Source organism: Massilia sp. Soil_C_3 (genome assembly GCF_057657035.1).
Genome location: NZ_JBDGJG010000015.1, coordinates 1 through 22830, shown reverse-complemented (window position 1 = coordinate 22830; position 22830 = coordinate 1). Strand labels below are relative to the sequence as shown.

21 protein-coding genes and 1 tRNA gene are annotated in these 22830 nt (G+C 66.6%); 11 read left to right on the top strand and 11 right to left on the bottom strand.

Going from position 1 to position 22830, the window contains the following annotated elements:
* Positions 1 to 3: 3 nt before the first annotated feature.
* The 8 genes from AC3A6F_RS24440 to AC3A6F_RS24405 form a co-directional block, all read right to left on the bottom strand.
* The gene (locus AC3A6F_RS24440) at positions 4 to 621 is read right to left on the bottom strand and encodes a Maf family protein (RefSeq protein WP_487686199.1); all 618 of its coding nucleotides are present in this window, start codon (positions 619 to 621) and stop codon (positions 4 to 6) included.
* A 28-nt stretch (positions 622 to 649) separates the two neighbouring features.
* On the bottom strand, positions 650 to 1120 hold the full coding sequence (rlmH, locus tag AC3A6F_RS24435; protein ID WP_071361491.1) for a 23S rRNA (pseudouridine(1915)-N(3))-methyltransferase RlmH: 471 nt from the start codon (positions 1118 to 1120) through the stop codon (positions 650 to 652).
* Between the two features lie 8 nt (positions 1121 to 1128).
* The gene (rsfS, locus tag AC3A6F_RS24430; RefSeq protein ID WP_487686195.1) at positions 1129 to 1851 is read right to left on the bottom strand and encodes a ribosome silencing factor; all 723 of its coding nucleotides are present in this window, start codon (positions 1849 to 1851) and stop codon (positions 1129 to 1131) included.
* The gene (locus AC3A6F_RS24425; protein WP_487686192.1) at positions 1851 to 2537 is read right to left on the bottom strand and encodes a nicotinate-nucleotide adenylyltransferase; all 687 of its coding nucleotides are present in this window, start codon (positions 2535 to 2537) and stop codon (positions 1851 to 1853) included. The genes rsfS and AC3A6F_RS24425 overlap by 1 nt, the downstream gene beginning before the upstream one ends.
* Positions 2534 to 3445, bottom strand: a complete 912-nt coding sequence (gene hemF, locus AC3A6F_RS24420) for an oxygen-dependent coproporphyrinogen oxidase (protein ID WP_487686189.1) — start codon at positions 3443 to 3445, stop codon at positions 2534 to 2536. The genes AC3A6F_RS24425 and hemF overlap by 4 nt, the downstream gene beginning before the upstream one ends.
* Before the next feature lie 109 nt (positions 3446 to 3554).
* Positions 3555 to 4820 (bottom strand): phosphoribosylamine--glycine ligase, encoded by a 1266-nt coding sequence (gene purD / locus AC3A6F_RS24415; protein ID WP_487686186.1) that lies wholly within the window; start codon positions 4818 to 4820, stop codon positions 3555 to 3557.
* 12 nt (positions 4821 to 4832) lie between these two features.
* Complete coding sequence (locus AC3A6F_RS24410) at positions 4833 to 5558, bottom strand: YebC/PmpR family DNA-binding transcriptional regulator (protein ID WP_123069365.1); 726 nt, start codon at positions 5556 to 5558, stop codon at positions 4833 to 4835.
* A 79-nt stretch (positions 5559 to 5637) separates the two neighbouring features.
* Positions 5638 to 6453 (bottom strand): copper chaperone, encoded by an 816-nt coding sequence (locus AC3A6F_RS24405; protein ID WP_487686183.1) that lies wholly within the window; start codon positions 6451 to 6453, stop codon positions 5638 to 5640.
* Between the two features lie 376 nt (positions 6454 to 6829).
* Here AC3A6F_RS24405 and AC3A6F_RS24400 point away from each other — a divergent pair, with 376 nt between their 5' ends.
* From AC3A6F_RS24400 to AC3A6F_RS24370, 7 genes are all read left to right on the top strand, one after another.
* Positions 6830 to 7231, top strand: a complete 402-nt coding sequence (locus AC3A6F_RS24400; protein ID WP_487686180.1) for a methylglyoxal synthase — start codon at positions 6830 to 6832, stop codon at positions 7229 to 7231.
* 20 nt (positions 7232 to 7251) lie between these two features.
* Positions 7252 to 8241, top strand: a complete 990-nt coding sequence (locus AC3A6F_RS24395; RefSeq protein ID WP_487686178.1) for a quinone oxidoreductase family protein — start codon at positions 7252 to 7254, stop codon at positions 8239 to 8241.
* Complete coding sequence (locus tag AC3A6F_RS24390; RefSeq protein WP_187271644.1) at positions 8238 to 8399, top strand: hypothetical protein; 162 nt, start codon at positions 8238 to 8240, stop codon at positions 8397 to 8399. Before AC3A6F_RS24395 ends, AC3A6F_RS24390 begins: the two co-directional genes overlap by 4 nt.
* Positions 8400 to 8403: 4 nt before the next feature.
* Complete coding sequence (locus AC3A6F_RS24385; RefSeq protein WP_487686175.1) at positions 8404 to 9324, top strand: TIGR03571 family LLM class oxidoreductase; 921 nt, start codon at positions 8404 to 8406, stop codon at positions 9322 to 9324.
* A 133-nt stretch (positions 9325 to 9457) separates the two neighbouring features.
* Entirely contained in the window at positions 9458 to 11335 is a 1878-nt protein-coding gene (locus AC3A6F_RS24380) for a glycoside hydrolase family 2 protein (protein ID WP_487686172.1), read from the top strand.
* Between the two features lie 35 nt (positions 11336 to 11370).
* Positions 11371 to 12432: a LacI family DNA-binding transcriptional regulator gene (locus AC3A6F_RS24375; RefSeq protein WP_487686169.1), complete on the top strand. Its 1062-nt coding sequence runs from the start codon at positions 11371 to 11373 to the stop codon at positions 12430 to 12432.
* Between the two features lie 97 nt (positions 12433 to 12529).
* Positions 12530 to 13879 carry an enolase C-terminal domain-like protein gene (locus AC3A6F_RS24370; RefSeq protein ID WP_487686166.1) on the top strand — a complete coding sequence of 450 codons (1350 nt, stop codon included), beginning with the start codon at positions 12530 to 12532 and terminating at the stop codon, positions 13877 to 13879.
* Positions 13880 to 14111: 232 nt separating this feature from the next.
* On the opposite strand, the gene AC3A6F_RS24365 is transcribed toward AC3A6F_RS24370, so the two are convergent.
* Positions 14112 to 14759, bottom strand: a complete 648-nt coding sequence (locus tag AC3A6F_RS24365; protein WP_487686163.1) for a DUF4136 domain-containing protein — start codon at positions 14757 to 14759, stop codon at positions 14112 to 14114.
* Between the two features lie 184 nt (positions 14760 to 14943).
* Here AC3A6F_RS24365 and pepN point away from each other — a divergent pair, with 184 nt between their 5' ends.
* The 3 genes from pepN to AC3A6F_RS24350 all read left to right on the top strand — a co-directional run bounded on the left by pepN (position 14944) and on the right by AC3A6F_RS24350 (position 18846).
* A complete protein-coding gene (gene pepN / locus AC3A6F_RS24360) occupies positions 14944 to 17601 on the top strand; it encodes an aminopeptidase N (protein WP_487686160.1) in 2658 nt (885 codons plus the stop codon).
* 28 nt (positions 17602 to 17629) lie between these two features.
* On the top strand, positions 17630 to 18631 hold the full coding sequence (locus tag AC3A6F_RS24355) for a class 1 fructose-bisphosphatase (protein WP_487686157.1): 1002 nt from the start codon (positions 17630 to 17632) through the stop codon (positions 18629 to 18631).
* Between the two features lie 139 nt (positions 18632 to 18770).
* Positions 18771 to 18846, top strand: a tRNA-Thr gene (locus AC3A6F_RS24350).
* Between the two features lie 75 nt (positions 18847 to 18921).
* Here AC3A6F_RS24350 and AC3A6F_RS24345 read toward each other — a convergent pair.
* Positions 18922 to 19896: a LysR substrate-binding domain-containing protein gene (locus tag AC3A6F_RS24345; protein WP_487686154.1), complete on the bottom strand. Its 975-nt coding sequence runs from the start codon at positions 19894 to 19896 to the stop codon at positions 18922 to 18924.
* A gap of 159 nt (positions 19897 to 20055) precedes the next feature.
* On the opposite strand from AC3A6F_RS24345, the gene AC3A6F_RS24340 reads away from it, so the two are divergent.
* Positions 20056 to 21312 carry an aminotransferase class V-fold PLP-dependent enzyme gene (locus AC3A6F_RS24340; RefSeq protein WP_487686151.1) on the top strand — a complete coding sequence of 419 codons (1257 nt, stop codon included), beginning with the start codon at positions 20056 to 20058 and terminating at the stop codon, positions 21310 to 21312.
* Position 21313: 1 nt separating this feature from the next.
* On the opposite strand, the gene AC3A6F_RS24335 is transcribed toward AC3A6F_RS24340, so the two are convergent.
* Positions 21314 to 22495 (bottom strand): DUF2325 domain-containing protein, encoded by a 1182-nt coding sequence (locus tag AC3A6F_RS24335; protein ID WP_487686148.1) that lies wholly within the window; start codon positions 22493 to 22495, stop codon positions 21314 to 21316.
* Positions 22496 to 22830 lie beyond the last annotated feature (335 nt).

The following is a 22830-nucleotide window of genomic DNA, read 5'->3' as shown; positions in this document are numbered from 1 at the left end:
GCCCTAAATGGCCAATCCCGCCTTGCGCAGCAGGTTGGCGGTCTCGAACAGCGGCAAGCCCATGATGCCCGAATGGCTGCCTTCGATGTGCTCGATGAACAGCGCCGCCGGGCCCTGGATGCCGTAGCCGCCGGCCTTGTCATACGGCTCCAGCGTGGCGCAATAGGCCCTGATCTGGGCCGGAGTGAGGGTGGCGAAGCGCACGTTGGACACTTGCGTGACCTGCTCGGCCACGTGCTGGGAATGCACGGCGACCGAGGTCAGCACCTGGTGGGTGCGGCCGGACAGGCGTTCCAGCATGGCGACCGCTTCCCGGTTATCCGCCGGCTTGCCGAGGATCTCGCCGTCGATGGTGACGGTGGTGTCGGCCGTGAGCACCGGACGCAGCGGCTGGCGCCGCTGCAGCAGCAGGTTGAAGGCGAAGGCGCCCTTGGCGCGGGCCACGCGCGCCACGTAATCGTGGACGTTTTCGCCTGGCAGCACATCCTCGCTGACGTCGACCACGCGGCCCGGGTCGCTGCGTAGCAGCATCAGTTCGAAGTCGACCCCGATCTGGCGCAGCAGTTCGCGCCGGCGCGGGCTCTTGGAAGCGAGGTAGATTTTTTTGTGCTGGTTTTTCATCGCTGTTCTTGATCGCTGCCGGGGCTCTTCAGACCCGGTGATACGGATGGTTCTGGGTGATCGACCAGGCGCGGTAGAGCTGTTCCGCCAGCATGACCCGGACGATTCCGTGCGGCAGGGTCATGCTGGAGATGCGGATCAGTCCTTCGGCGCGCGCCTTCAGTTCGGGATCGAGGCCATCGGCCCCGCCGATCAAAAAGGCGGTGTCGCGGCCGTCGCGCTGCCAGGTTTCCAGTTGCTGCGAGAGGCCGACGCTGGTCAGGTCCTTGCCGCGTTCGTCCAGGGCGATGATGCGCACGCCCTTCGGCAGGGCGGCCTCGATGCGCTCGCGTTCGAGCGCCATCGCGGTGGCGGCGGTCTTGCTGCCGGAGCGCTCGACCGGCTTGATCTCCTTGAGCACGATGCGCAGCTCGGGCGGCATGCGCTTCGTGTACTCGGTGAAGCCGGACTCGATCCAGGCCGGCATCTTGTGGCCGACCGCGGCAATGATCAACTGCATGAGGACCCTTACTCAGCGTCCTTCTTGATGCGGCGGATCACCTTCTTGACCGGCGCATCGGCGACCGGGGCGGCCTTCGGTGCGGCAGCCTTGGTCACGCGCTTCGGCGGCTTGGCCTTGGTCGCTTCGACGGCGGCGACTTCGGTCTTGCTCGGTGCAACCTTCACGATCTTGCCGGTCGGGACTGCCTTGGCGGCGGCTTTCTTCGCGGGCGCTTTCTTGGCAGCAGGCTTGGCGGCGGTCTCGGCGGCGGCCTTGGTCGCGCGCTTGGCGGCCGGCTTGCGTTCGTTGACCGGCTTGGCTTCATCCTGCGCCTGGTTGGCGGCCAGGTGCTTCGACTTCGGCTTGGCGGCCTCGGCTTCGATGCCTTCGACGGTCGACTTGCGCTTGGCGGCGCCCAGCTTGACCGGCTTCTCGCCCCAGATTTCTTCGAGGCGATAGTATTGGCGGATGGCCGGCTGCATGATGTGGACGATCATGTCGCCCAGGTCGACCAGCACCCATTCGCCGGTGTCTTCGCCTTCCAGGCCGATCACGTCGCCGCCCGCCGCCTTGACCTTGTCGCGTACCGAGGCGGCCAGCGCCTTGGTCTGGCGGTTCGACGTACCCGAGACCACGGCGATGCGGTCGAACAGGCTGGTCAGGTGGGTCGTGTCGAACAGGACGATGTCCTGGCCCTTCACGTCTTCCAGGGCGTCGACGACGAGGGTTTGCAGTTTCTTGATATCCATTAGTTTTTGTACAGGTTATGTTGTTGAATATAGTCTAGCACTTGCGCCATCCCGAGCGCGCTTGCATCCGCGCCGGATTGCAAGGCCGCACGGAGCTGGCTGGACGAGAGGTCCACATCCAGCGTCGGCGCGAGGCAGACTTTTCCGTGCGCCAGCAGGCGCACGGTGTCGGGCGTTGCAAGCCGCGTCGACAGTTCTTGGGCCACCACCGGTGGCAATGCTTCTTGCGCCAGGTCGTAGCCCGGACGCGTCGCCACGCCCAGGTTGGCAAGGGCGAACAGTTCGTGCCACTCGTTCCAGCTATCGAGCTTGCGCAACTGGTCGGCGCCCATCAGGAACACGATCGAGGCGCGCGGGCCCAGCTCCCTGCGCAGCCCGCGCAGGGTTTCGACCGTATACGTTGGCGTGTTACGTTCGATTTCCTGCAGGTCGATCATGACCGGCAGGCTCGGGCCCTTCAAGGCCTCGAACGCCAGTTCCAGCATCGCGACCCGGTCGCGGTCGCTGGCCTGGAGGCCATTCTTTTGCCACGGCTGGCCGGCCGGCAGGATGCGCAAGGCGTCCGGCCGCAACAGGCCGGCGAACAGCCGCGCCAGCGCGACGTGGCCCTGGTGCACCGGATCGAAGCTGCCGCCCAGGACGGCGATGCAGCGGTTGCGGCCCGGCGCGCTGCTAGCGCCGGTCACGGCGCCAGCCAGTCCCGGTGCACCAGGAAGTCGGAATACAGCCGTGCTTCAGGGCTGCCGGCTTCGGGATGCCAGTCGTAGCGCCATTTGACGATCGGCGGCATCGACATCAGGATCGCCTCGGTCCGTCCGCCCGACTGCAGGCCGAACAGGGTGCCGCGGTCCCAGACCAGGTTGAACTCGACGTAGCGGCCGCGCCGGTAGGCCTGGAAGTCGCGCTCGCGTTCGCCATACGGCTGGTCCTTGCGGCGCGCCAGGATCGGCAGGTAGGCGTCCAGGAAGCGCTCGCCCACGCTGCGCACCAGCGCATACGATTGCTCGAAGCCGAGCTCGTTCAAGTCGTCGAAGAAGATGCCGCCCACGCCGCGCGGCTCCTTGCGGTGCTTGAGGTAGAAGTAATCGTCGCACCAGGTCTTGCAGCGCGGGTACAGCTCGCTGCCAAACGGCGCCAGCGCATCGTGGCAGACCTGGTGGAAGTGGCGCGCGTCCTCGATCTCGCCGTAGTACGGCGTCAGGTCCATGCCGCCGCCGAACCACCAGACCGGCTCCTTGCCGGGTGCGGTCGCTTCAAAAAAGCGCACATTCATGTGCACCGTCGGGGCGTGGGGGTTACGCGGGTGCAGCACCAGCGACACGCCCATCGCTTCCCAGGCGCGGCCGGCCAGCTCCGGACGCACCGCCGTGGCCGACGGCGGCAGGGCCGCGCCGCGCACATGCGAGAAGTTCACGCCGCCCCGTTCCAGGACGTTGCCCTCCTCGATCAGGCGCGAGATACCGCCCCCGCCCTCGGGCCGCTGCCATTCCTCGCGCAGGAACGGTTTGCCGTCGACCTGTTCGAGACCATGGACGATGCGCGCCTGGAGCTCGAGCAGCCAGGCCTTGATGACGGCGGGGTTGGGGGAAGACATGAAGATGGGCTGACCGGGAATGAAAAGTGGGCCGATTGTACACCGGCCCACCGAATGTCTACATCTGGCGTTGGTTGGGAAAGCCGTAAGAGCCTTCTGAGGGCGGCTCTTACTTGACCCCGCGCCAGCCGATGTCGCGCCGGTACTGCGCGCCATTGAAATGGATCTTCTCGACGGTTTCATACGCCTGCTTCTGCGCCATCTTGACGCTGTCGCCCAGGCCCACCACGCACAGCACGCGCCCGCCGCTGGTCTGCAGCTTGCCGTCCACCAGGCGGGTGCCGGCGTGGAAGGTGACGCATTCCGGCACTTCCGCCGGGATGCCGTCGATGACGTCGCCCTTGCGCGGGCTGTCCGGATAGCCGGCGGCCGCCATCACGACGCCCACGGCGGTGCGGCGGTCCCATTCCAGCTCGACCGTGTCGAGTGTGCCGTTGCAGGCGTGTTCCAGCACGGTGGCGAAGTCGCTCTTCAGGCGCGCCATGATCGGCTGGGTTTCCGGGTCGCCCATGCGGCAGTTGAACTCGAGCGTGCGCGGGTTGCCGTCGGCGTCGATCATCAGGCCGGCGTACAGGAAGCCGGTGAACGGGATGCCGTCGCGCGCCATGCCCTGGATGGTCGGGTTGATAATCTCGCGCATCACGCGCGCATGCATCGACGGCGTCACGATCGGCGCCGGCGAGTAGGCGCCCATGCCGCCCGTGTTCGGGCCCTGGTCGGCGTCCTTCAGGCGCTTGTGGTCCTGGCTGGTGGCCAGCGCCAGCACGTTCCTGCCGTCGCACATGACGATGAAGCTGGCTTCTTCGCCGGCCAGGAATTGTTCGATCACGATGCGGGCGCCGGCGTCGCCGAAGGCGTTATCGGACAACATGTGGTCGACCGCAGCGTGGGCTTCGTCGAGCGACATCGCCACCACCACGCCCTTGCCGGCCGCCAGGCCGTCGGCCTTGATGACGATCGGGGCGCCGTTGGCGTCGATGTAGGCGTGGGCCGCGGCGGCGCTTGAAAAGGTCTCGTACTTCGCGGTCGGGATGCCGTGGCGGTGCATGAAGGCCTTGGCGAAATCCTTCGAGCTCTCGAGCTGGGCCGCCTCGCGGGTGGGGCCGAAGATCTTGAGGCCGCGCGAGCGGAAAAGGTTGACGATGCCGGCCGCCAGCGGCGCTTCCGGGCCGACCAGGGTCAGGGCCACGCCTTCGGCCACCACGAAGTCGGCCAGCGCCTCAGGGTCAAGCACGTCGACCGTCACCAGGCGCGCATCGAGCGCGGTGCCGCCGTTGCCGGGGGCGACGAAGACCGTCTGGATGCGTTCCGATTGGGCCAGTTTCCACGCCAGCGCGTGTTCGCGGCCGCCCGAGCCGACTACGAGGATTTTCATATTCGCTACCAATTATTCTTCGATCACGGCGTTGGTGAAGACTTCCTGGACGTCGTCCAGGTTTTCCAGCGCATCGAGGAGTTTCTGCATCTTGACCGCTTCCTCGCCCGTGAATACGGTCTCGGTGGCGGGCTTCATGATGACTTCGGCCACTTCGGCCTTGAAGCCGGCGGCTTCCAGTGCTTCTTTCACGGAGGAGAAGGCGTGCGGATCGCACAGCACTTCGAAGCCGCCTTCTTCGTCGGCCATGACGTCGTCGGCGCCGGCTTCGAGCGCGGCTTCCATCAGTTTGTCTTCGTCGACGCCCGGCGCGAACAGGAACTGGCCGGTGTGCGTGAACATGAAGGCGACCGAACCTTCGGTGCCCATATTGCCGCCGAATTTGCTGAAGGCGTGGCGCACTTCGGCCACGGTGCGGACACGGTTGTCGGTCAGGCAGTCGACGATGATCGCCGCGCCGCCGATGCCATAGCCTTCGTAGCGTACTTCTTCGTAGTTGACGCCTTCGAGCTCGCCCGAGCCTCGCTGGATCGCACGGGTGACGTTATCCTTCGGCATATTCGCGTCGGCGGCCTTCTCGACCGCCAGGCGCAGGCGCGGGTTGGACGGGATGTCGCTGCCGCCCATGCGCGCGGCCACGGTGATCTCCTTGATCAGGCGCGTCCAGATCTTGCCGCGCTTGGCGTCGGTAGCGGCTTTTTTATGCTTGATATTGGCCCATTTGCTGTGTCCAGCCATGTCGAGAATTCCTTAGACGGTATGCAAGAGTGGCCGATATTCTAGCATAGCCCCCTCCTGCAAAAACGTCGCTCAACTGTCACGGAAACAACAACCGGGTCCCCAGGGCGAGCAGCGCCAGCCCGCCCGCGCAGGCGATCCAGTGGCCGCTGGCGAGGCGGATCTCGGCCACCACGAACAGGCCGACGACAGCGATCGCGGCCGGGTTGTCCGGGCCGGCGGCCAGCAGCAGGAGCATCAGCAGCCAGCAACAGCCCAGGCACTGGCGGGCATGGGCGGCGCCGCGCCAGAACGCGCCTGGCAGGCCGTCGCGCCAGCCGGCCAGGATGCCGGGCAGGGGCGCCCGGCAGTGCTCCAGGCAGGCATGCTTGGTGGGTGTCCACTGGTAGACGCCGGCCGCCACCATGGCCAGGCCGAGCAGCAGAGGGTGGCGCACGGCGCCGCCGTGGTCTGACTCGTGCAGCGTCCATTGGGCGATCGCGGCCAGCAGCGCGAAACCGGTCCAGGCGCCCAGGTAGCCGAGCACGAACAACCAGGTGCGCAGGCGCGCCCGCTGGGCCGCGTGCTCCCCGGCGATGCGCGCGAACAGCACCGTGGCGCGGCTGGCCAGGGGCAGCATCATGGCCGTGCACAGGCCGGCCCAGGTGAGGAAGACCAGCGCCAGCTGGCCGGCATGGTAGGCCAGGGAGGGCGCGGCGCTGGCCGCGGCGCTGGCCGTACCCGCGGCCCCGACGCTGCCGGCCGTCGCGTCCGCGGCAAGGGGCGCGCTGCCGAGCACCAGGCCGCCCAGCACGAGGCCGGCCCAGCACAGACTGGCCAGCACCGATACGACGATCAGGGCCAGCAGCAAAAAGCGGTCGCGGCCAAGGCGTGCTTCGACGTCACGCAGGTTCATTGCGGCGCTCCCGGTGGCCCCGTGCGCTCTGTCTTCCAGGTCATGATGAATTCCCCTTTTAGTTGAGATGCATGGTTTCGACCGCGCGCATATCGACCCCGTTCGGCGGGCGCGGCGGGATGCGCCTTGACGCCGAGGCCGCCGTCGCCCGATGCGCCTGGTGCTGACGCCAGCGGTGCAACTCTCCTGCCACACGCGCGATGCCGCACCGCCGCGATCGCCCCCGTCGTGACGCCGAACTTCGGCGCCGCCGCCACAGCCTTGCACAGATATTGATCGCCTTCAGAACGTCATGGCGCAGTCAGTGGTCTATATGACCGCTTGAGCGAATGCGGTATTCTTATGAGCGTCCCGACCATACCAACGCCGCCACGACATGACCATCACGACCGCCGCCCCACGCATTGCCCTGATCGCCCACGACAAGAAGAAGGACGACATGATCTCGCTCGCCGCCGAGTACCGCGATTTCCTGCAGGGCTGCACCCTGTCGGCCACCGGCACCACCGGCGGGCGCCTGATCAACGAGCTGGGCCTGAATGTCGAGCGCAAGCATTCGGGGCCGGTCGGCGGCGACCTGCAGATCGGTTCCCTGCTGGTCGACGGCCTGATCGATTGCGTGATCTTCCTGCGCGACCCGATGACGCCGCAGCCGCACGAACCCGACATCAACGCGCTGGTGCGCGCCTGCGACGTGCACAATATCCCGTGCGCGACCAATGTCTCGACCGCGCGCCTGGTGCTGTCGCAACTGATGGGCGCGCGCAGCGCCGCCTGACCAACCCCACAGGAGAAACCATGCTCGCCAAAGCGATCCGGATCGCCGCCACCGGCGGCCCAGAAGTGATGGAATACGTCGACGTCGAGGCGCCGGCGCCCGGGCCGGGCGAGGCGCGCATCGTCCAGCACGCGATCGGCCTGAACTTCATCGACGTGTATTTCCGCACCGGCCTGTATCCGCAGCCGCTGCCCGGCTTTCTCGGCAAGGAAAGCGCGGGCGTGGTCGAGGCGGTGGGCGAGGGCGTGACCCATGTGCGGCCGGGCGACCGCGTGGCCTATGCCGGCGGACCGCTGGGCGCCTATGCCAGCGTGCGCACCATGCCGGCCCGCTTCCTGGTCAGGCTACCCGACGCGATCGGCTTCGAGACCGCGGCCGCCATGATGCTGCAGGGCCTGACGGTGCAGTACCTGCTCCGTCAAACTTATCGGGTCGAGGCCGGCGACACGATCCTGTTCCACGCCGCGGCCGGCGGCGTCGGCCTGATCGCCTGCCAGTGGGCGCGCGCGCTCGGCGTGCGTTTGATCGGCACCGTCGGCTCGAAGGAAAAAGGCGAGCTGGCGCTGCGCCACGGCGCGGCCCACGTCATCAATTACAACGACGAAGACATCGTGGCGCGCGTGCGCGAGCTCACTGGCGGCGAGGGCGTTCCGGTGGTGTACGACTCGGTGGGCAAGGACACCTTCACCGCCTCGCTCGACTGCCTGCGCCGGCGCGGCCTGATGGTCAGCTTCGGCAACGCCTCGGGCGCGGTCGAGCCGTTCGCCCCGGCCGAGCTGTCCAGGCGCGGCTCGCTGTTCCTGACCCGGCCGACCCTGTTCGACTACATGCACACCCAGGAAGAGCAAGAGGCGATGACGGCCGAGCTGTTCGAGATGGTCGGCAGCGGCAAGGTCGGGGTCGAGGTGCGCCAGACCTTCGCCCTGGCCGAGGCGGGCGAGGCGCACCGCGCACTGGAAGCGCGCCGCACGACCGGTTCGACGGTGCTGCTGCCGGAGTTGTCGTCATGAGGGATGCGCGCGACGACGACCCGCTGCCGCAGTTGCCGCCATCCGTGCCGCCATCCGGCGACGGCGCGCCGAAGTTCGGGCGCCTGCTGATCGTGCTGGTGCTGGCGATGCTGGTAGTGGTGGCGCTCACCTTCGGCTCCGAAGCGTATTTCACCTGAACCCATGGAGGACTTCAACCGCGCATACGGGCAGGTCTTCGTTCCCGGCCGTCTGACGGTCGGGCTGATGACGCCCATGGCGGGGCAGTCCGGCGCCCTGGCCGACCTCGCGCTGGCGCAAGAGCATGCGCGCCTGGCCGACGCGCTGGGTTTTGCAGCGCTGTGGACCCGCGACGTGCCCCTGATGATCCCGCAGGGCAGCGCCAACGAGACCGCGGCGCTGGACGATCCTTTCCTGTGGCTGGCCGCGCTGGCGGCGGTGACCGAGCGGATCGTGCTCGCCACCGGCGCCATCGTGCTGCCGCTGCGCCATCCGCTGCACGTGGCCAAGGCGGCCCTCTCCCTGGACCGGATCAGCCACGGCCGCCTGCTGCTGGGCCTGGGCTCGGGCGACCGGCCCGAGGAATTCGCGCGTTTCGGGGCCGACCTCGATACACGCGACGTGGCCTTCCGCGAACACTGGCGCGCCGTGCGCGCCGCGCTCGCGCCGGCGCCGGCCGTGGAAACGGAAGAGTACCGCGTCTTGCCCCCGCCGCAGGCGCGCATCCCGATGCTCGCGGTGGGCAGCGCGCGCCAGTCGCTGCAGTGGATCGCCGAACATGCCGATGCCTGGGCCAGCTATCACCGCGAGGAAGACCGGCAAAAAGGCCGGATTGCCCTCTGGCACATGGCGCAAGACCAGCGCTCGCCCGGCATGCGCAAGCCCTTCATCCAGTCGGTGCAGCTGGACTTGCTGGAGGATCCGGCTGCGCCGGCCGAGGCGATCGAACTCGGCCTGCGCACCGGCCGCCATGCGCTGGGCGCCTACCTGGAACGCATGCGCGAACTCGGCGTTGCGCACATCCTGTTCAACCTGCATCGGGGACCGCGGCCGGTCGACGAGGTCCTGCGCGAATTGGGCGCCGAGATCCTGCCCCAGCTTTAGGGCTGTATTGGCAAAGGTGTCGCCGCCAAGCATTTTGTTGACACAACAAAACTGTCCCGCTACGATAGTCCAGCACTAGATACCGGTAACAAAAACCAACCGGACGGCGCCAGCCGGAGAGCGGGAGACAACCATGAAGCATCTTGGCAATGCATTGGGGACGGCGCTGTGCGCGCTGGTCCTGTCCTGGCATGTGAACGCAATGGCGCAAGCAGCGGCGCCGGCGGCCGGCCTTGCGACCGAGGCGCAAGCATCCGCGCCGCTGCAGAACATCTACGGCCGCCAGTACCTGAGCCTGAACGGCCGCTGGAACTACATCGTCGATCCCTACGAGACGGGGTATTACAACTACCGGCGCGAGCCGTTCGACGCGACGCCCTCGGGCAAGGGCGGCTTCTATGACGACCTGGGCTCGCCGCAGAAGGGCGAGCTGGTCGAGTACAACTTCGACCTGTCCCCCACGCTCAAGATTCCAGGCGACTGGAATTCGCAGGATGAAAAGCTGCTGTTCTATGAAGGCACGGTGTGGATGCGCCAGGTGTTCAACGCCGAGCCGCAGGACGAAAAGCGCTATTTCCTCTACTTCGGCGCCGTGAATTACCAGGCCCACGTTTACCTGAACGGCAAGAAGCTGGGCACGCACAAGGGCGGCTTCACGCCGTTCCAGTTCGACGTCAGCGGCAAGCTGAATAAAGGCCGCAACTTCGTGGTGGTCAAGGTCGATAATATGCGGCACCAGGACGAGATACCGACCGTGAACACCGACTGGTGGAACTATGGCGGCATCACGCGCGATGTGCTGCTGGCCGAAGTCCCCGCCACCTATATCGCCGACTACAAGGTGCAGCTGGCCAAGGGCGACCTGAAACGCATCCAGGGCTTCGTCCAGCTGGCCGGCGCCCAGCCGCGGCAAAGCGTCAGCGTGACGATTCCCGCGGCCGGCATCCGGACCACGGTCCAGGCCGACGCCAGTGGCCGCGCCGCCATCGACATCCCCGCAGGCAAGCTGCGCTACTGGTCGCCCGAAACGCCGACCCTGTACGACGTCGAGATCGCGGCCGGCCCGGACACGGTGAAGGACAGGGTGGGTTTCCGCACCATCGAGACCCGCGGCCAGGACATCCTGCTCAACGGGAAGTCGATCTTTTTGCGCGGGATCTCGCTGCACGACGAAAACCCGCTGGCCCAGGGCCGCCTGCGCGGCGAAGGCGATATGCGCATGATGCTGCAGTGGGCGCGGGAGCTCAACGCCAACTTCGTGCGCCTGGCCCACTATCCGCATAGCGAGCACATGTCGCGCCTGGCCGACGAGATGGGCCTGCTGCTGTGGGCCGAGGTGCCGGTGTACTGGACCATCTCGTGGAGTAATCCCGACACCTACCGCAACGCCGACCGCCAGCTGACCGATATGGTGGTGCGCGACAAGAACCGCGCCAGCGTCATCGTCTGGTCGATCGGGAACGAGACCCCGGTGGGCGAGCCGCGCAACGTCTTCATGGGCCGGCTGGCCGACACCGTGCGCGGCCTGGACGACACGCGCCTGGTGGCGGCGGCGCTCGAAGTGCACCGCGAGGGCCAGCGGGTCGTGGTCGAGGATCCGCTGGCCGGCAAGCTGGACCTGGCCAGTTTCAACGAATACGCGGGCTGGTACTGGAGCGATCCCGAGGACATGCTCAACTATCACTTCGATATCAAGGTGAACAAACCGGTGGTGGTCAGCGAATTCGGCGCCGATGCACTGGGCGGCTACCACGCCGACGCCACGACCCGCTGGAGCGAGGAATACCAGGAACGCCTGTACCAGAACCAGTTCAAGCTGCTGACCGCGATCCCCGGCCTGCGCGGCATGACGCCGTGGATCCTGGCCGACTTCCGCTCGCCGCGCCGCCCGCATCCGCAGTACCAGGATTTCTGGAACCGCAAGGGCCTGATCTCGGACACCGGCCAGAAAAAGAAAGCCTTCCATACTTTGAAGCGCTTCTACGACGGCATGCAGCAGAAATACCGCTAGAGGGCGCGGCATACCTCGGTGCTAGAATCGCGGCCATGGAAACCCCCGCCCCGAAGGACGCACCAGCAACCGCCCGCAAGAGCCGCAAGGGCGCCACGCCCACGGTGCGCGACGTCGCCCGCCTGGCCGGCGTGGCCCCGATGAGCGTCTCGCGCGCGCTGAACAATCCCGATTCGGTCTCGCCCGAGATCCTGCAGCGCGTACGCGAGGTGGTGGACCGGGTGGGTTACGTGCCGAACCTGCTGGCCGGCGGCCTGGCCTCCAAGAAGAGCCGCATGGTGGCGGCCGTGGTGCCGACCATCAGCGGCTCGGTCTTCCTCGAGATGGTGCAGGCGCTCACCGACGGCCTGGCCGCGCGCGGCTACCAGCTGATGCTGGGCCAGGCCGGCTACGAGAACTCGCGCGAGGACGCGCTGCTCGAGGCCATCATCGGGCGCCGTCCGGACGGCGTGGTGCTGACCGGGATCATGCGCTCGGAGCAGGGCCGGCGCCGCCTGCTGGCCAGCGGCATCCCGGTGGTCGAGACCTGGGACCTGACCGACAGCCCGATCGACATGCTGGTGGGCTTCTCGCACGAACAGATCGGCAGGGCGGTGGCCGAATACCTGCATGGGCGCGGGCGCCGCAAGATCGCCGCCATCAGCGCCGACGACGAACGCGCGGTGCGCCGCAACCGGCAGTTCGCCGATACCGTGCTGGCGCTGCAGCCGGGACTGGGCACGGACCGCGCGGCGGTGCCGACCTGTATCGTGCCGGCGCCGACCTCGCTCGGCAGCGGCCGCGCGAGCCTGCGCGAGCTGCTGGCGCGCGACCCCGGCATCGACGCTGTGTTCTGCAGCTCCGACATGATGGCCCAGGGCGTGCTGCTCGAAGCGCTGGCGCTGGGCATCAAGGTGCCCGAACAACTGGCCGTGGTCGGCCTGGGCGACCTGGCGTTCTCGCGCGACCTGCACCCCCCCTTGACCACGGTGCGCATCGACGGCACTGCCATCGGCTCCACCGCCGCCCAGCTGATCATCGACCGCGCCGAAGGCCGGCCGGTGGAGGAGACGGTGCGCGACGTCGGCTTCGTCATCGTCGAACGCGGCAGCAGCTAGCTGTCAGAGGCCTCTACAGCGTATTGACTTCAACCGCAAGATACCGGTATCATCGATCTCAATTGATACCGGTAACATAGCTTTTGGAGACAGATTGATGACCATGGAATCTTCGACGCCGGGAGGCACGCCGACGATCACCGCGATGCGCGTGGTGCCGGTCGCGGGCCGCGACGGCATGCTGCTCAACCTCAGCGGCGCCCACGCGCCGTGGTTCACCCGTAACCTGGTGATCCTCACCGACAGCAGCGGCCAGCAGGGCGTCGGCGAAGTGCCGGGCGGGGAGAGCATCCGCCAGACGCTCGAGGATGCGCGCGCGCTGGTCGTCGGCCAGCCGATCGGCGCCTGGAACGGCGTGCTGCGTTCGATCCGCACGACCTTCGCAGGACGCGATGCGGGCGGCCGTGGCCAGCAGACCTTCGACCTGCGCGTAACGATCCACGCGGTGGCCGGCGTCGAATGCGCCTTGCTCGACCTGCTGGGCAAGTTCATGGGCGTACCGGTGGCCGACCTGCTGGGCGACGGCCGCCAGCGCGACCAGGTCGAGATGCTGGGCTATCTGTTCTACGTGGGCGATCGCAAGGCGACCGACCTGCCTTATGCCAGCGAGCCGGATGCGGATGACGAGTGGCTGCGCCTGCGCCATGAAGTGGCCATGGACACCGACGCCATCGTGGCCCAGGCACGCGCCGCGCAGAAGCGCTACGGCTTCAAGAGCTTCAAGCTCAAGGGCGGCGTGCTGCGCGGCGAACAGGAAATCGAGGCGGCGCGCGCGCTCAAGGAAGCCTTCCCGCAGGCCGGCATCACGCTCGACCCCAACGGCTGCTGGCTGCTGCAGGACGCGATCCGGCTGTGCCGCGACATGAAAGGCGTGCTGGCCTATGCCGAGGATCCCTGCGGACCCGAAGGCGGCTATTCGGGCCGCGAGACGATGGCCGAGTTCCGCCGCGCCACGGGCCTGCGCACCGCCACCAATATGATCGCCACCGACTGGCGCCAGCTGGCGCACGCGGTACAACTGGGGGCGGTGGACATCCCGCTGGCCGACCCGCATTTCTGGACCATGCAGGACACCGTGCGCGTGGCGAAGATGTGCGAAGCCTGGGGACTGACCTGGGGCTCGCATTCGAACAACCACTTCGACGTCTCGCTGGCGATGTTCACCCATTGCGCGGCGGCGGCGCCGGGCGACATCACGGCGATCGACACCCACTGGATCTGGCAGGACGGCCAGCACCTGACCCGCAATCCGCTGCGCATCGTGGACGGCATGGTCACCGTGCCGACGACGCCGGGGCTGGGCGTGGAACTCGATATGGAGGCGGTGGAGGCCGCGCACCAGCGCTACCTGGCGATGGGGCTGGGCGGGCGCGACGATGCGGTGGGGATGCAGTACCTCGTTCCGAACTGGAAGTTCGATAGCAAGAAACCTTGCATGGTGCGCTAAGAAGCGCCGGCACTACCGTTGTCTCTCGTTGTCTCTAGTTGGCCCGTCGCGCCTAGCGTGACGGGCTTTTTTTGCGTCGCTGCGCACCGCGTTCGTTTATTGAATCCGTGGCCCCAAAACGTCGTCCCCGCGCAGGCGGGGACCCAAGTTTTAGCATGTCGATTACGCTGGCAGTACTTGGATTCCCGCCTCCGCGGGAATGACGTGGTGGTGGTGAGTCAGGTGGCCAGGATCAGCCCTTCGGCTCCTGCTTCACCTCGACCCGCCGCGCCACGCCCGACGGTCCCGGGAAGCCTTCGAAGGCGCTGTGCACCAGCGCCGGCATGATTTCCGGCGTCGACATATTGCGGCTGGTGTTGTGCACCGTAACGTCGAACAGGCGCTTGCCGTCGCGCGCCGACTTGATCGAGACCTGGAGCTCGCGCCGGTAGTGGTGCTCGATCGAGGTCTGGTAGGCCGGATACGGACCCCAGAACGGATCGTAGAACGGGCTGTACCAGCCGCCCCAGTAGCGGCGATTGAAGCCGCGGTAGCCGTAGCCGTAGCGTGCGCCCGGATAGAAGTACGGCGTCATGATCGGTTCCAGTACGCGCACCGGAAGGTCGGTGGTGGTGAAGCGCATCGCCACCGTCAGCGCCGGCGTGGCGCCGTCGGCGTCGCTAAAGCCCTGGCGCGCCAGCTGGGTGCGCACCAGTTCCTGATAGCTGCGCCATTCCAGCGTGTCGTCCTGCGGCGACGGCACCTCGAACACATAACTCTTGTCTTGTATCTGGGCCGGCCATTGGTGGAAGGTCGTGACGTCGCTGCGGATGGTGGTCGCGCAACCGCCCAGGAGCAGTGCAAGCGCCGTGCCGGCGGCGACCATGATGAGGCGTTTCATACAGTCTCCAAAATATTTGTGCGGAATTTCGTCGATGATCAAGCTTACCGCTTGTTCAGGATCAATGAACCGGGTTTTACACCCCGTTACCGTGCATACACTGCGATACATGGAATCGAACGAAGCACCGGAAAAGCTTGTTGGTAAAATAAGCACTTCTCCACTGTGTTCTTGGACCTTTCCTATGCGCACCGATACGCCCCAGACCATTTACCGCAAAGACTATACCCCGCCGACTTACCTTGTGGATACTGTCGAGCTCGGCTTCGACCTGGATCCCGCGCGTACGGTCGTGGCCAACCGCCTGACATTGCGCCGCAACCCGGCGGCCACCGGGCGGGCCATCGAGCTGCATGGCGAGGAAATCGAACTGGTGGCGCTGCGCCTGAACGGCAAGACCCTGAGCGGGGCCGATTACACGCTGGCCGACAATCTGCTGGTCATCCACGCGGCGCCAGATGAGGTGGTGCTCGAGATCGAATCGGTCTGCGTACCCGAGCAGAACACGACGCTCAGCGGCTTGTATGTATCGAATGGCAACTTCTTCACCCAGTGCGAGGCCGAAGGCTTCCGCCGCATCACTTATTTCCCGGACCGCCCGGACGTGATGGCCAAGTACACGGTGATGCTGCGCGCCGACAAGGCGCGCTACCCGGTGCTGCTGTCGAACGGCAACCTGATCCAGGAAGGCGACCTCGACGACGGGCGCCACTATGCACTGTGGGAAGACCCGTTCAAGAAGCCTTCTTATCTGTTCGCGCTGGTGGCCGCCAAGCTGGTGTGCCAGGAAGAGACCTTCCGCCTGGCGGACGGCCGCGACGCCCTGCTGCAGGTATGGGTCGAAGAAGGCAACCTGGACAAGACCGACTATGCGATGCAGTCGCTCAAGCACAGCATCCGCTGGGACGAAGAGAAATACGGCCTCGAGCTCGACCTGGACCGCTTCATGATCGTCGCCACCAGCGACTTCAATATGGGCGCGATGGAAAACAAGGGCCTCAACATCTTCAACACCAAGTTCGTGCTGGCCAACCCGCGGGTGGCGACCGACGTCGACTTCCAGGGCATCGAGGCGGTGGTGGCGCACGAATACTTCCACAACTGGACCGGCAACCGCGTGACTTGCCGCGACTGGTTCCAGCTGTCGCTGAAAGAAGGCCTGACGGTATTCCGCGACCAGGAATTCACGGCCGACATGATCGGCACCGACACCGGCCGCGCCGTGACCCGCATCGACCAGGTGCGCACGCTGCGCCAGCACCAGTTCCCCGAGGATGCCGGCCCGATGGCGCACCCGGTGCGTCCCGATTCCTTCGTGGAGATCAATAATTTTTATACGGTGACGGTGTACGAGAAGGGCGCCGAAGTGGTGCGCATGTACCAGACCCTGTTCGGCGAGGAGGGCTTTCGCAAGGGCATGGACCTGTACTTCGCGCGCCATGACGAGCAGGCGGTCGAGTGCGACGATTTCCGGCGCGCGATGGCCGACGCCAACGGCCGCGACCTGACCCAGTTCGAACGCTGGTACAGCCAGGCCGGCACCCCGGTGCTGCGCTTCGAGGGCCGCTGGGACGAGACCGCCCACACCTACACGCTCAAGCTGATCCAGTCCTGCCCGCCGACGCCGGGCCAGCCACAGAAGCTGCCGTTCCATATCCCGGTGGCGGTCGGCCTGCTCGACGCCGCCGGCAACGACATGCGCCTGGTGGTCGATAGCGTCGACCGCGGCACGACGGCGGTGCTCGAGCTGACCCAGGGCGAGCAGACCTTCGTCTTCACCGACGTCAAGGAGCAGCCGGTGGCCTCGGTGCTGCGTGGCTTCTCGGCGCCGGTGGTCCTGCAGGGCAGCTATACCGATGCCGATCTGCTGCACCTGTTCAGCCATGACAGCGACCCGGTCAACCGCTGGGAAGCGGGCCAGCGCCTGGCCATGAGCCGCCTGCTCAAGCTGGCCGGCGAGGCCGCGGCCAAGGGCAATAGCGGCGCCAGCCTGAACCTGGACGAGACCTTCATCGAGGCGATGCGCAAGGTCCTGGTCGACGAAACCCTCGACCCGGCCTTCCGCGAACAGGCGCTGCTGCTGCCATCCGAAGGCATGGTGGCCGAGCAGATCGACGGCGTCGACCCGCTGGCCGTGCACATCGCGCGCCAGTTCATCCGCGCCGACATCGGTGCGCGCCTGCGCGGCGAGCTGCTGGCGCAGTACGAGGCCAACCTGACGCCGGGGGCGTACAGCCCGGATGCCGCCTCCGCCGGCAAGCGCGCACTCAAGAACATCGCGCTGTCCTACCTGAACGCGGCGCCCGACGAAGAGAGCGTGGCGCTGGCCCAGCGCCAGTTCGACGACGCCGACAACATGACCGACCGCGCCGCCGCGCTGGGCGCGCTGATCGCATCGCGCGTGCCGGAAGCGGCCGACGCGCTGGACGTGTTCTACCAGGAGTTCCAGGGCGAGGCCCTGGTGGTGGACAAGTGGTTCATGATGCAGGCCGCGGCCCCGACCACCGACGTGGCGGCCGTGCGCGCGCTGATGCGCCATCCGGCCTTCACCCTGCGCAACCCGAACCGCGCGCGCAGCCTGGTCGCCGCCTTCTGCATGAACAATCCAGTGCAGTTCCACGCGCCGGACGGCAGCGGCTACGCCTTCTGGGCCGAGCAGGTGATCGCGCTCGACGCGCTCAACCCGCAGGTCGCAAGCCGCCTGGCGCGCGCCATGGACCGCTGGCGCCGTTACGCGCCGGCGCTGCAGGAGCAGATGCAGGCCGCGCTGCAGCGCGTGGCGGGGCAGGGCAAGCTGTCGAACGACGTGCGCGAAGTGGTCACCAAGGCACTCGCCAATTAAAAGAACGTAAACCAAACCTGAGGAAGTCATGAAACGCGTAAGTCTGACGCAATACCTGGTCGAAGAGCAGCGCCTGCACCAGAACATCAACGCCGAGCTGCGCCTGCTGATCGAGGTCGTCGCCCGCGCCTGCAAACGCATCAGCTATTCGGTGAGCAAGGGCGCGCTGGGCGAAGTGCTGGGCAGCGCCGAGACCGAGAACATCCAGGGCGAAGTCCAGAAAAAGCTGGACGTGATCTCCAACGAGATCCTGCTGGAAGCGAACGAGTGGGGCGGCCACCTGGCGGCGATGGCGTCCGAAGAGATGGAAACCATCCGCCAGATCCCGAGCCGTTATCCGATGGGCGAATTCCTGCTGCTGTTCGATCCGCTGGACGGCTCGTCGAACATCGACGTCAACGTCTCGATCGGCACCATCTTCTCGGTGCTCAAGGCGCCGGAAGGCATGAACCAGCCGACCGAGCAGGACTTCCTGCAGCCCGGCACCGCCCAGGTGGCGGCCGGCTATGCGGTCTACGGCCCGCAGACCATGCTGGTGCTCACCACCGGCAACGGCGTGCACTGCTTCACGCTGGACCGCGAGATGGGTTCGTGGGTGCTGACCCAGAGCGATATGCAGATCCCCGCCTCGACGAAGGAATTCGCCATCAATATGTCCAATAAACGCCACTGGCATCCGCCGGTGCAGCGCTACGTGGACGAGCTGCTGGCGGGCGAAACCGGCCCGCGCGGCAAGGATTTCAATATGCGCTGGATCGCCTCGATGGTGGCCGACGTGCACCGCATCCTGACCCGAGGCGGCGTCTTCATGTATCCGGCCGACCTGCGCGATCCCGCTTCGCCGGGCAAGCTGCGCCTGATGTACGAGGCCAATCCGATGGCGATGATCGTCGAGCAGGCCGGTGGCGCCGCGACCGACGGCCAGGGCCGCATCCTGGACATCCCGCCGACCAAGCTGCACCAGCGCGTGCCGGTGTTCCTGGGCTCGAAGGAAGAAGTCGAGGTCGTCACGGGCTATCACGGGGCCTGAATTTCCTCTTTTCGGCCGATAATGCGGCACGCTAGCGATACACACTAGCAAGTTTGCCGCATTGTTTGCTAGAATATGGTTCTTTCGTCACGGCGGCTATGTCGTCGTGCGCTGAAAGGCAAGGCGAAGCACAGGTTTCGCCGCTGTAGCTCAGTCGGTAGAGCAGCGCATTCGTAATGCGAAGGTCACCAGTTCGATTCCGGTCAGCGGCACCAAGATTTGCAGGATAAAGGGTTACAAGCTCAGGCTTGTAGCCCTTTTTCTTTTGGGTTTCGTGTTATCGGTTCGTGTTATCGCCCGGCCGCCGGCGTCTCCAGCGGCTGGAATTGGTGCAGGACGACCTTGCCGGCGGCCGGCGGCATCGTCGCGCGCAGCCGGTCCATGTCCGCCTGCAGCCGCGCGCGCATCGCGCCCAGCATCTGGCGCACGAAGGTTGACAGCGGCCGGCCGGCGGGCCACATCGTCAGCGCCGTGAACTCGAGCCGTTCCGAGAACGGACGGAACACCAGGCCGGCATCGAGGTAGTCGACGGCCGTGACCGGATTGACCAGGGCGACGCCGATGCGGTTGCGCACCAGTTCGCACAGGCTGAAGGTGTACGAGGTTTCGACTGCGGTCTGCAGCTGCACGCCGTGGGCGTGCAGAATCGCATCCAGGCGCAGGCTCACCGCATCGTCCGGTTGCAGGGCCACGAAGGGATGGCGCGCCAACTGCTTCGGCGTGATCACGTTGTTGCGCGCCAGCGCGTGGCCGGCGGGCAGGGCGACCACGCCGAAGTAGTGCGCGAACAGCGCGTGCTCGACGCCGGCGGTCGAGATGTCCTGGGCCGCGATGCCCAGCTCCACCTCGTCGCGCAGTACCTGGCTGCGCACGTCGTGCGATCCCATCACCTGCAGCGACACCATGCTGCGCGTGCCGGCGGCTGCCAGGTCGGCCAGCACGCGCGGCACGAAACCGGTGCCCAGGCCGGGAAAGGCAGCGATGCGCATCCGGCCGGCGCCGAACTGCTTCAGGCTGCGGATGCGCTGCTCGATCACGTCCATGCCGAGGAAGTGGCGCTGGACCTCGGCCAGCAGGGCCTGCGCCTGTTGGGTAGGCTGCAGTTTGCCGCCGGGACGCTGGAACAGTTCCAGGCCCGCGCGTTCCTCGAGCCGGCGCAGCGCCATGCTGACGGCCGGCTGCGACAACCCCAGCACCTTCGCGGCGCGGGTGGCGGAGCCCGAGGTCATCACGGTGCGGAAGATCTCGATGTCGCGGCTGAGCATGGCGATTGTCTCGTGGTGAAGGTGGTCCCGATTCTAACCCGGCGGCGTCGCTGGCGAGCGGGGGTATCAATGGCGCTTATGGGGTGATCAATCACCGGGCAGGCGCACTGCGCTGGCCTGCCTATACTTTCCTGCACATCCATTTTAGCGGGAGCCTCCATGAAACCGATCGCCTATCGCCGCCGCAAGCTGCTGCGCACCGCCGCAGGCTTGAGCCTCGGGAGCGCCGTGCTGCCCTGGCCGGCCGCTGCGGCGGCGGCCGACGATGCCGGCCTTGGCGCCAGCTACGACGTGGCCGGCGACATCGTCAACCTGGAAAACGCCTATTACGGCATCATGGCGCGCCCGGTGCTGGAAGACTACAAGCGCAATCTCGACTACCTGAACCGCCACAACACGCACTACCTGCGCACGCGCTTCGACCGCGCAGACATGACGGCGATCCGCGCGCAGCTGGCGGCGTATGCCGGCGCCGCGCCTGGCGAGATCGCGATCACGCGCAGCGCGGTGGAGTCGCTGCAGAACCTGATCCTGAACTACCGGCGGCTAGAGGAGGGCGAGGCGGTCATGATCTGCAACCTGGACTACGGCACGGTGATGGACGCCATGCGCGAGCTGGCCAAACGTCGGGGCGCCGGGCTGGTCTCGGTGACGATCCCCGAGCCTGCCACGCGCCAGAACGTGATCGATGCCTATGCCGAGGCGCTGCGGCGCCATCCGCGCACGCGGCTGCTGCTGCTCACCCACATCAACCATCGCACTGGCCTGGTGCTGCCGGTGGCCGAGATTGCGCGCATCGCCCGTGAACGCGGCGTCGACGTGGTGGTGGATATCGCGCAATCGTTCGGCCAGCTCGATTTCCGCATCCCCGACCTGGGCGCCGACTTCGTCGGCGCCAACCTGCACAAGTGGATCGGGGCGCCGCTCGGGCTGGGCTTTCTCTACGTGCGCGAGGGGCGGCTACAGGACATCGACATCGATTGCGGCAACACCGAGCATCCGCCGACCGACATCCGTGCGCGCGTAAACGCCGGCACCCTGAACGTGGCGGCGGTGATGACGATTCCGAGCGCGCTGGCCTTCCATGCGCGCATCCCGCTGGCGGCGCGCGCGGCGCACCTGCGTTCTCTGCGCGACTACTGGGTGACACGGGTGCGCGGGCTGCCGAACGTGCAGGTGCTCACGCCCGACGATGCGGGGATGACGGGCGCGGTGACCTCGTTCCGCCTGAAGGGAAGAACGTCGTTCGAGGACAACGTGGCGCTGGCGCGCACGCTGGCCGAGCGTCATGGCATCTTCACAGTGGCGCGCGAAGGCCCGGTCGGCGGCAGCTGCATCCGCGTCACGCCTTCGTACTTCACGACCACGGCGCAGCTGGACCGGCTGGTGGCGGCGATCCGCGCGCTGGCCGCCTGATTCAACCTGGCTGGGTTTCCTCGGTAGCGGCTTCCTGCAGGCCGCGCACCAGGCTCGAGACGCTCGGGTTGTCGACGAAGACGCAGCGCTTGCCGTGGCGCTTGCAGTGATCTTTCACGCGCCAGTAGGCGCTGTGGCTGATGCAGCCGGTCTGGCAGATCACGAGGTCGGCCGCGGCCAGGCTGGCGTCGAGCTGGCTGCTGCTGTCTTCGAGGCCGCCGTCGTGGTGGGCGAACTGGGCGCCGACGCGCTCGATCATATTGCGGTAGATCGGCACGCTGCTGCTGCGGCCTCCGACGCACAGGACGCTGCGGTTTTCCAGGCGCACCGGCATCGCAACCGGCGCCACCTGGATCGGGGCGGGCGCGGCCACTTCGGCTTCCGGCGCGGGCGCACGCGCCGCCTTCAGCTCGGCCAGTTGCGCACGCAGCGCCTGTTCGCGCGCTTCCATCTGCGCCACCCGCTCGGCCAGGCGCTCGCGTGTCTCGAGGTCGGGAACGCTGGCCTGCAGCCGCGCCAGTTCGGCGCGCAGGGCTTGCACGTCGCCATCGCGCGCGATGGTCGCCGCCCGCGCCGCCCGGAGCTGGTTCTCGAGGCGTTCGCTCTCTTGCGCTTTTTCATGCCCCAGCGCATTGCAGCGCTCCTGCAGGCGCGCCACTTCGCGTTCGAGGCGGGCGTTGTCGGCGACGACCGCATTGAACTTGTTGATGTCGGCGCGCGCGCAGGCCCCGGCCTGGTGCTGCACCATATGGATATCGCGGCACATCTTTTCTTCGAGCGCGGTGGTGCAGCGCGGATGCGACAGCCCGGCCCAGAACGCCCCGGCGACATCCCCGGCGGCCACTGCGGCATCCCACATCGCCTCGACCTGCTCGGTGGTCTTGGCGGCGCGGAAGCGCTGCACATGCTGCGCATAGCGGCGCTCGAGTTCCTTCTGCACCGCATCGGCGACCGGCGTGCGCAGCGCGCACTCGCTGACGGTGCCGACGTGGATGTCGTAATCGTCGTGCAGCACCTTCCCGCCCGTCACCTTCTCCACCAGCTTGCGCAAGCCGCCCAGCGGCAATCCGACCCCGACAAGCGGGCAATGGCAGGCATGGGACAGCTCCCACACGCGCCGCCGGCGCGATCCCTGCAGGCCGTCAGCAGGGCAGGGTACGTTCGCAGCGTGTTTGTCGCACATATCGTTCCTCTCGACGCAAGGTAGTGGCATCAGATGATAATGATTCTCATTCATTATTCTATCTCACCCACCACGCCGCGCAAGCGAAATCTTCACCCGTGCGCCCCCAGCCCCCCAACATGAGGGTCAGAGTAGATTTATTGAGCAATTCTCCAGAATTGCCTTTAATTCGACTCTGACCCTAATTGTTCAGTTGAGAAGAAATTGCCGGTCAAGCTGACTCCGTCCCCAACTAATCCAATTAGGTGAGAAATTGCTCAATAATTCGACTCTGAGATAGCCCGGGTTTGGTGGACATCCAAAATAGGAGACAATACGTCCTATGGATGACACTA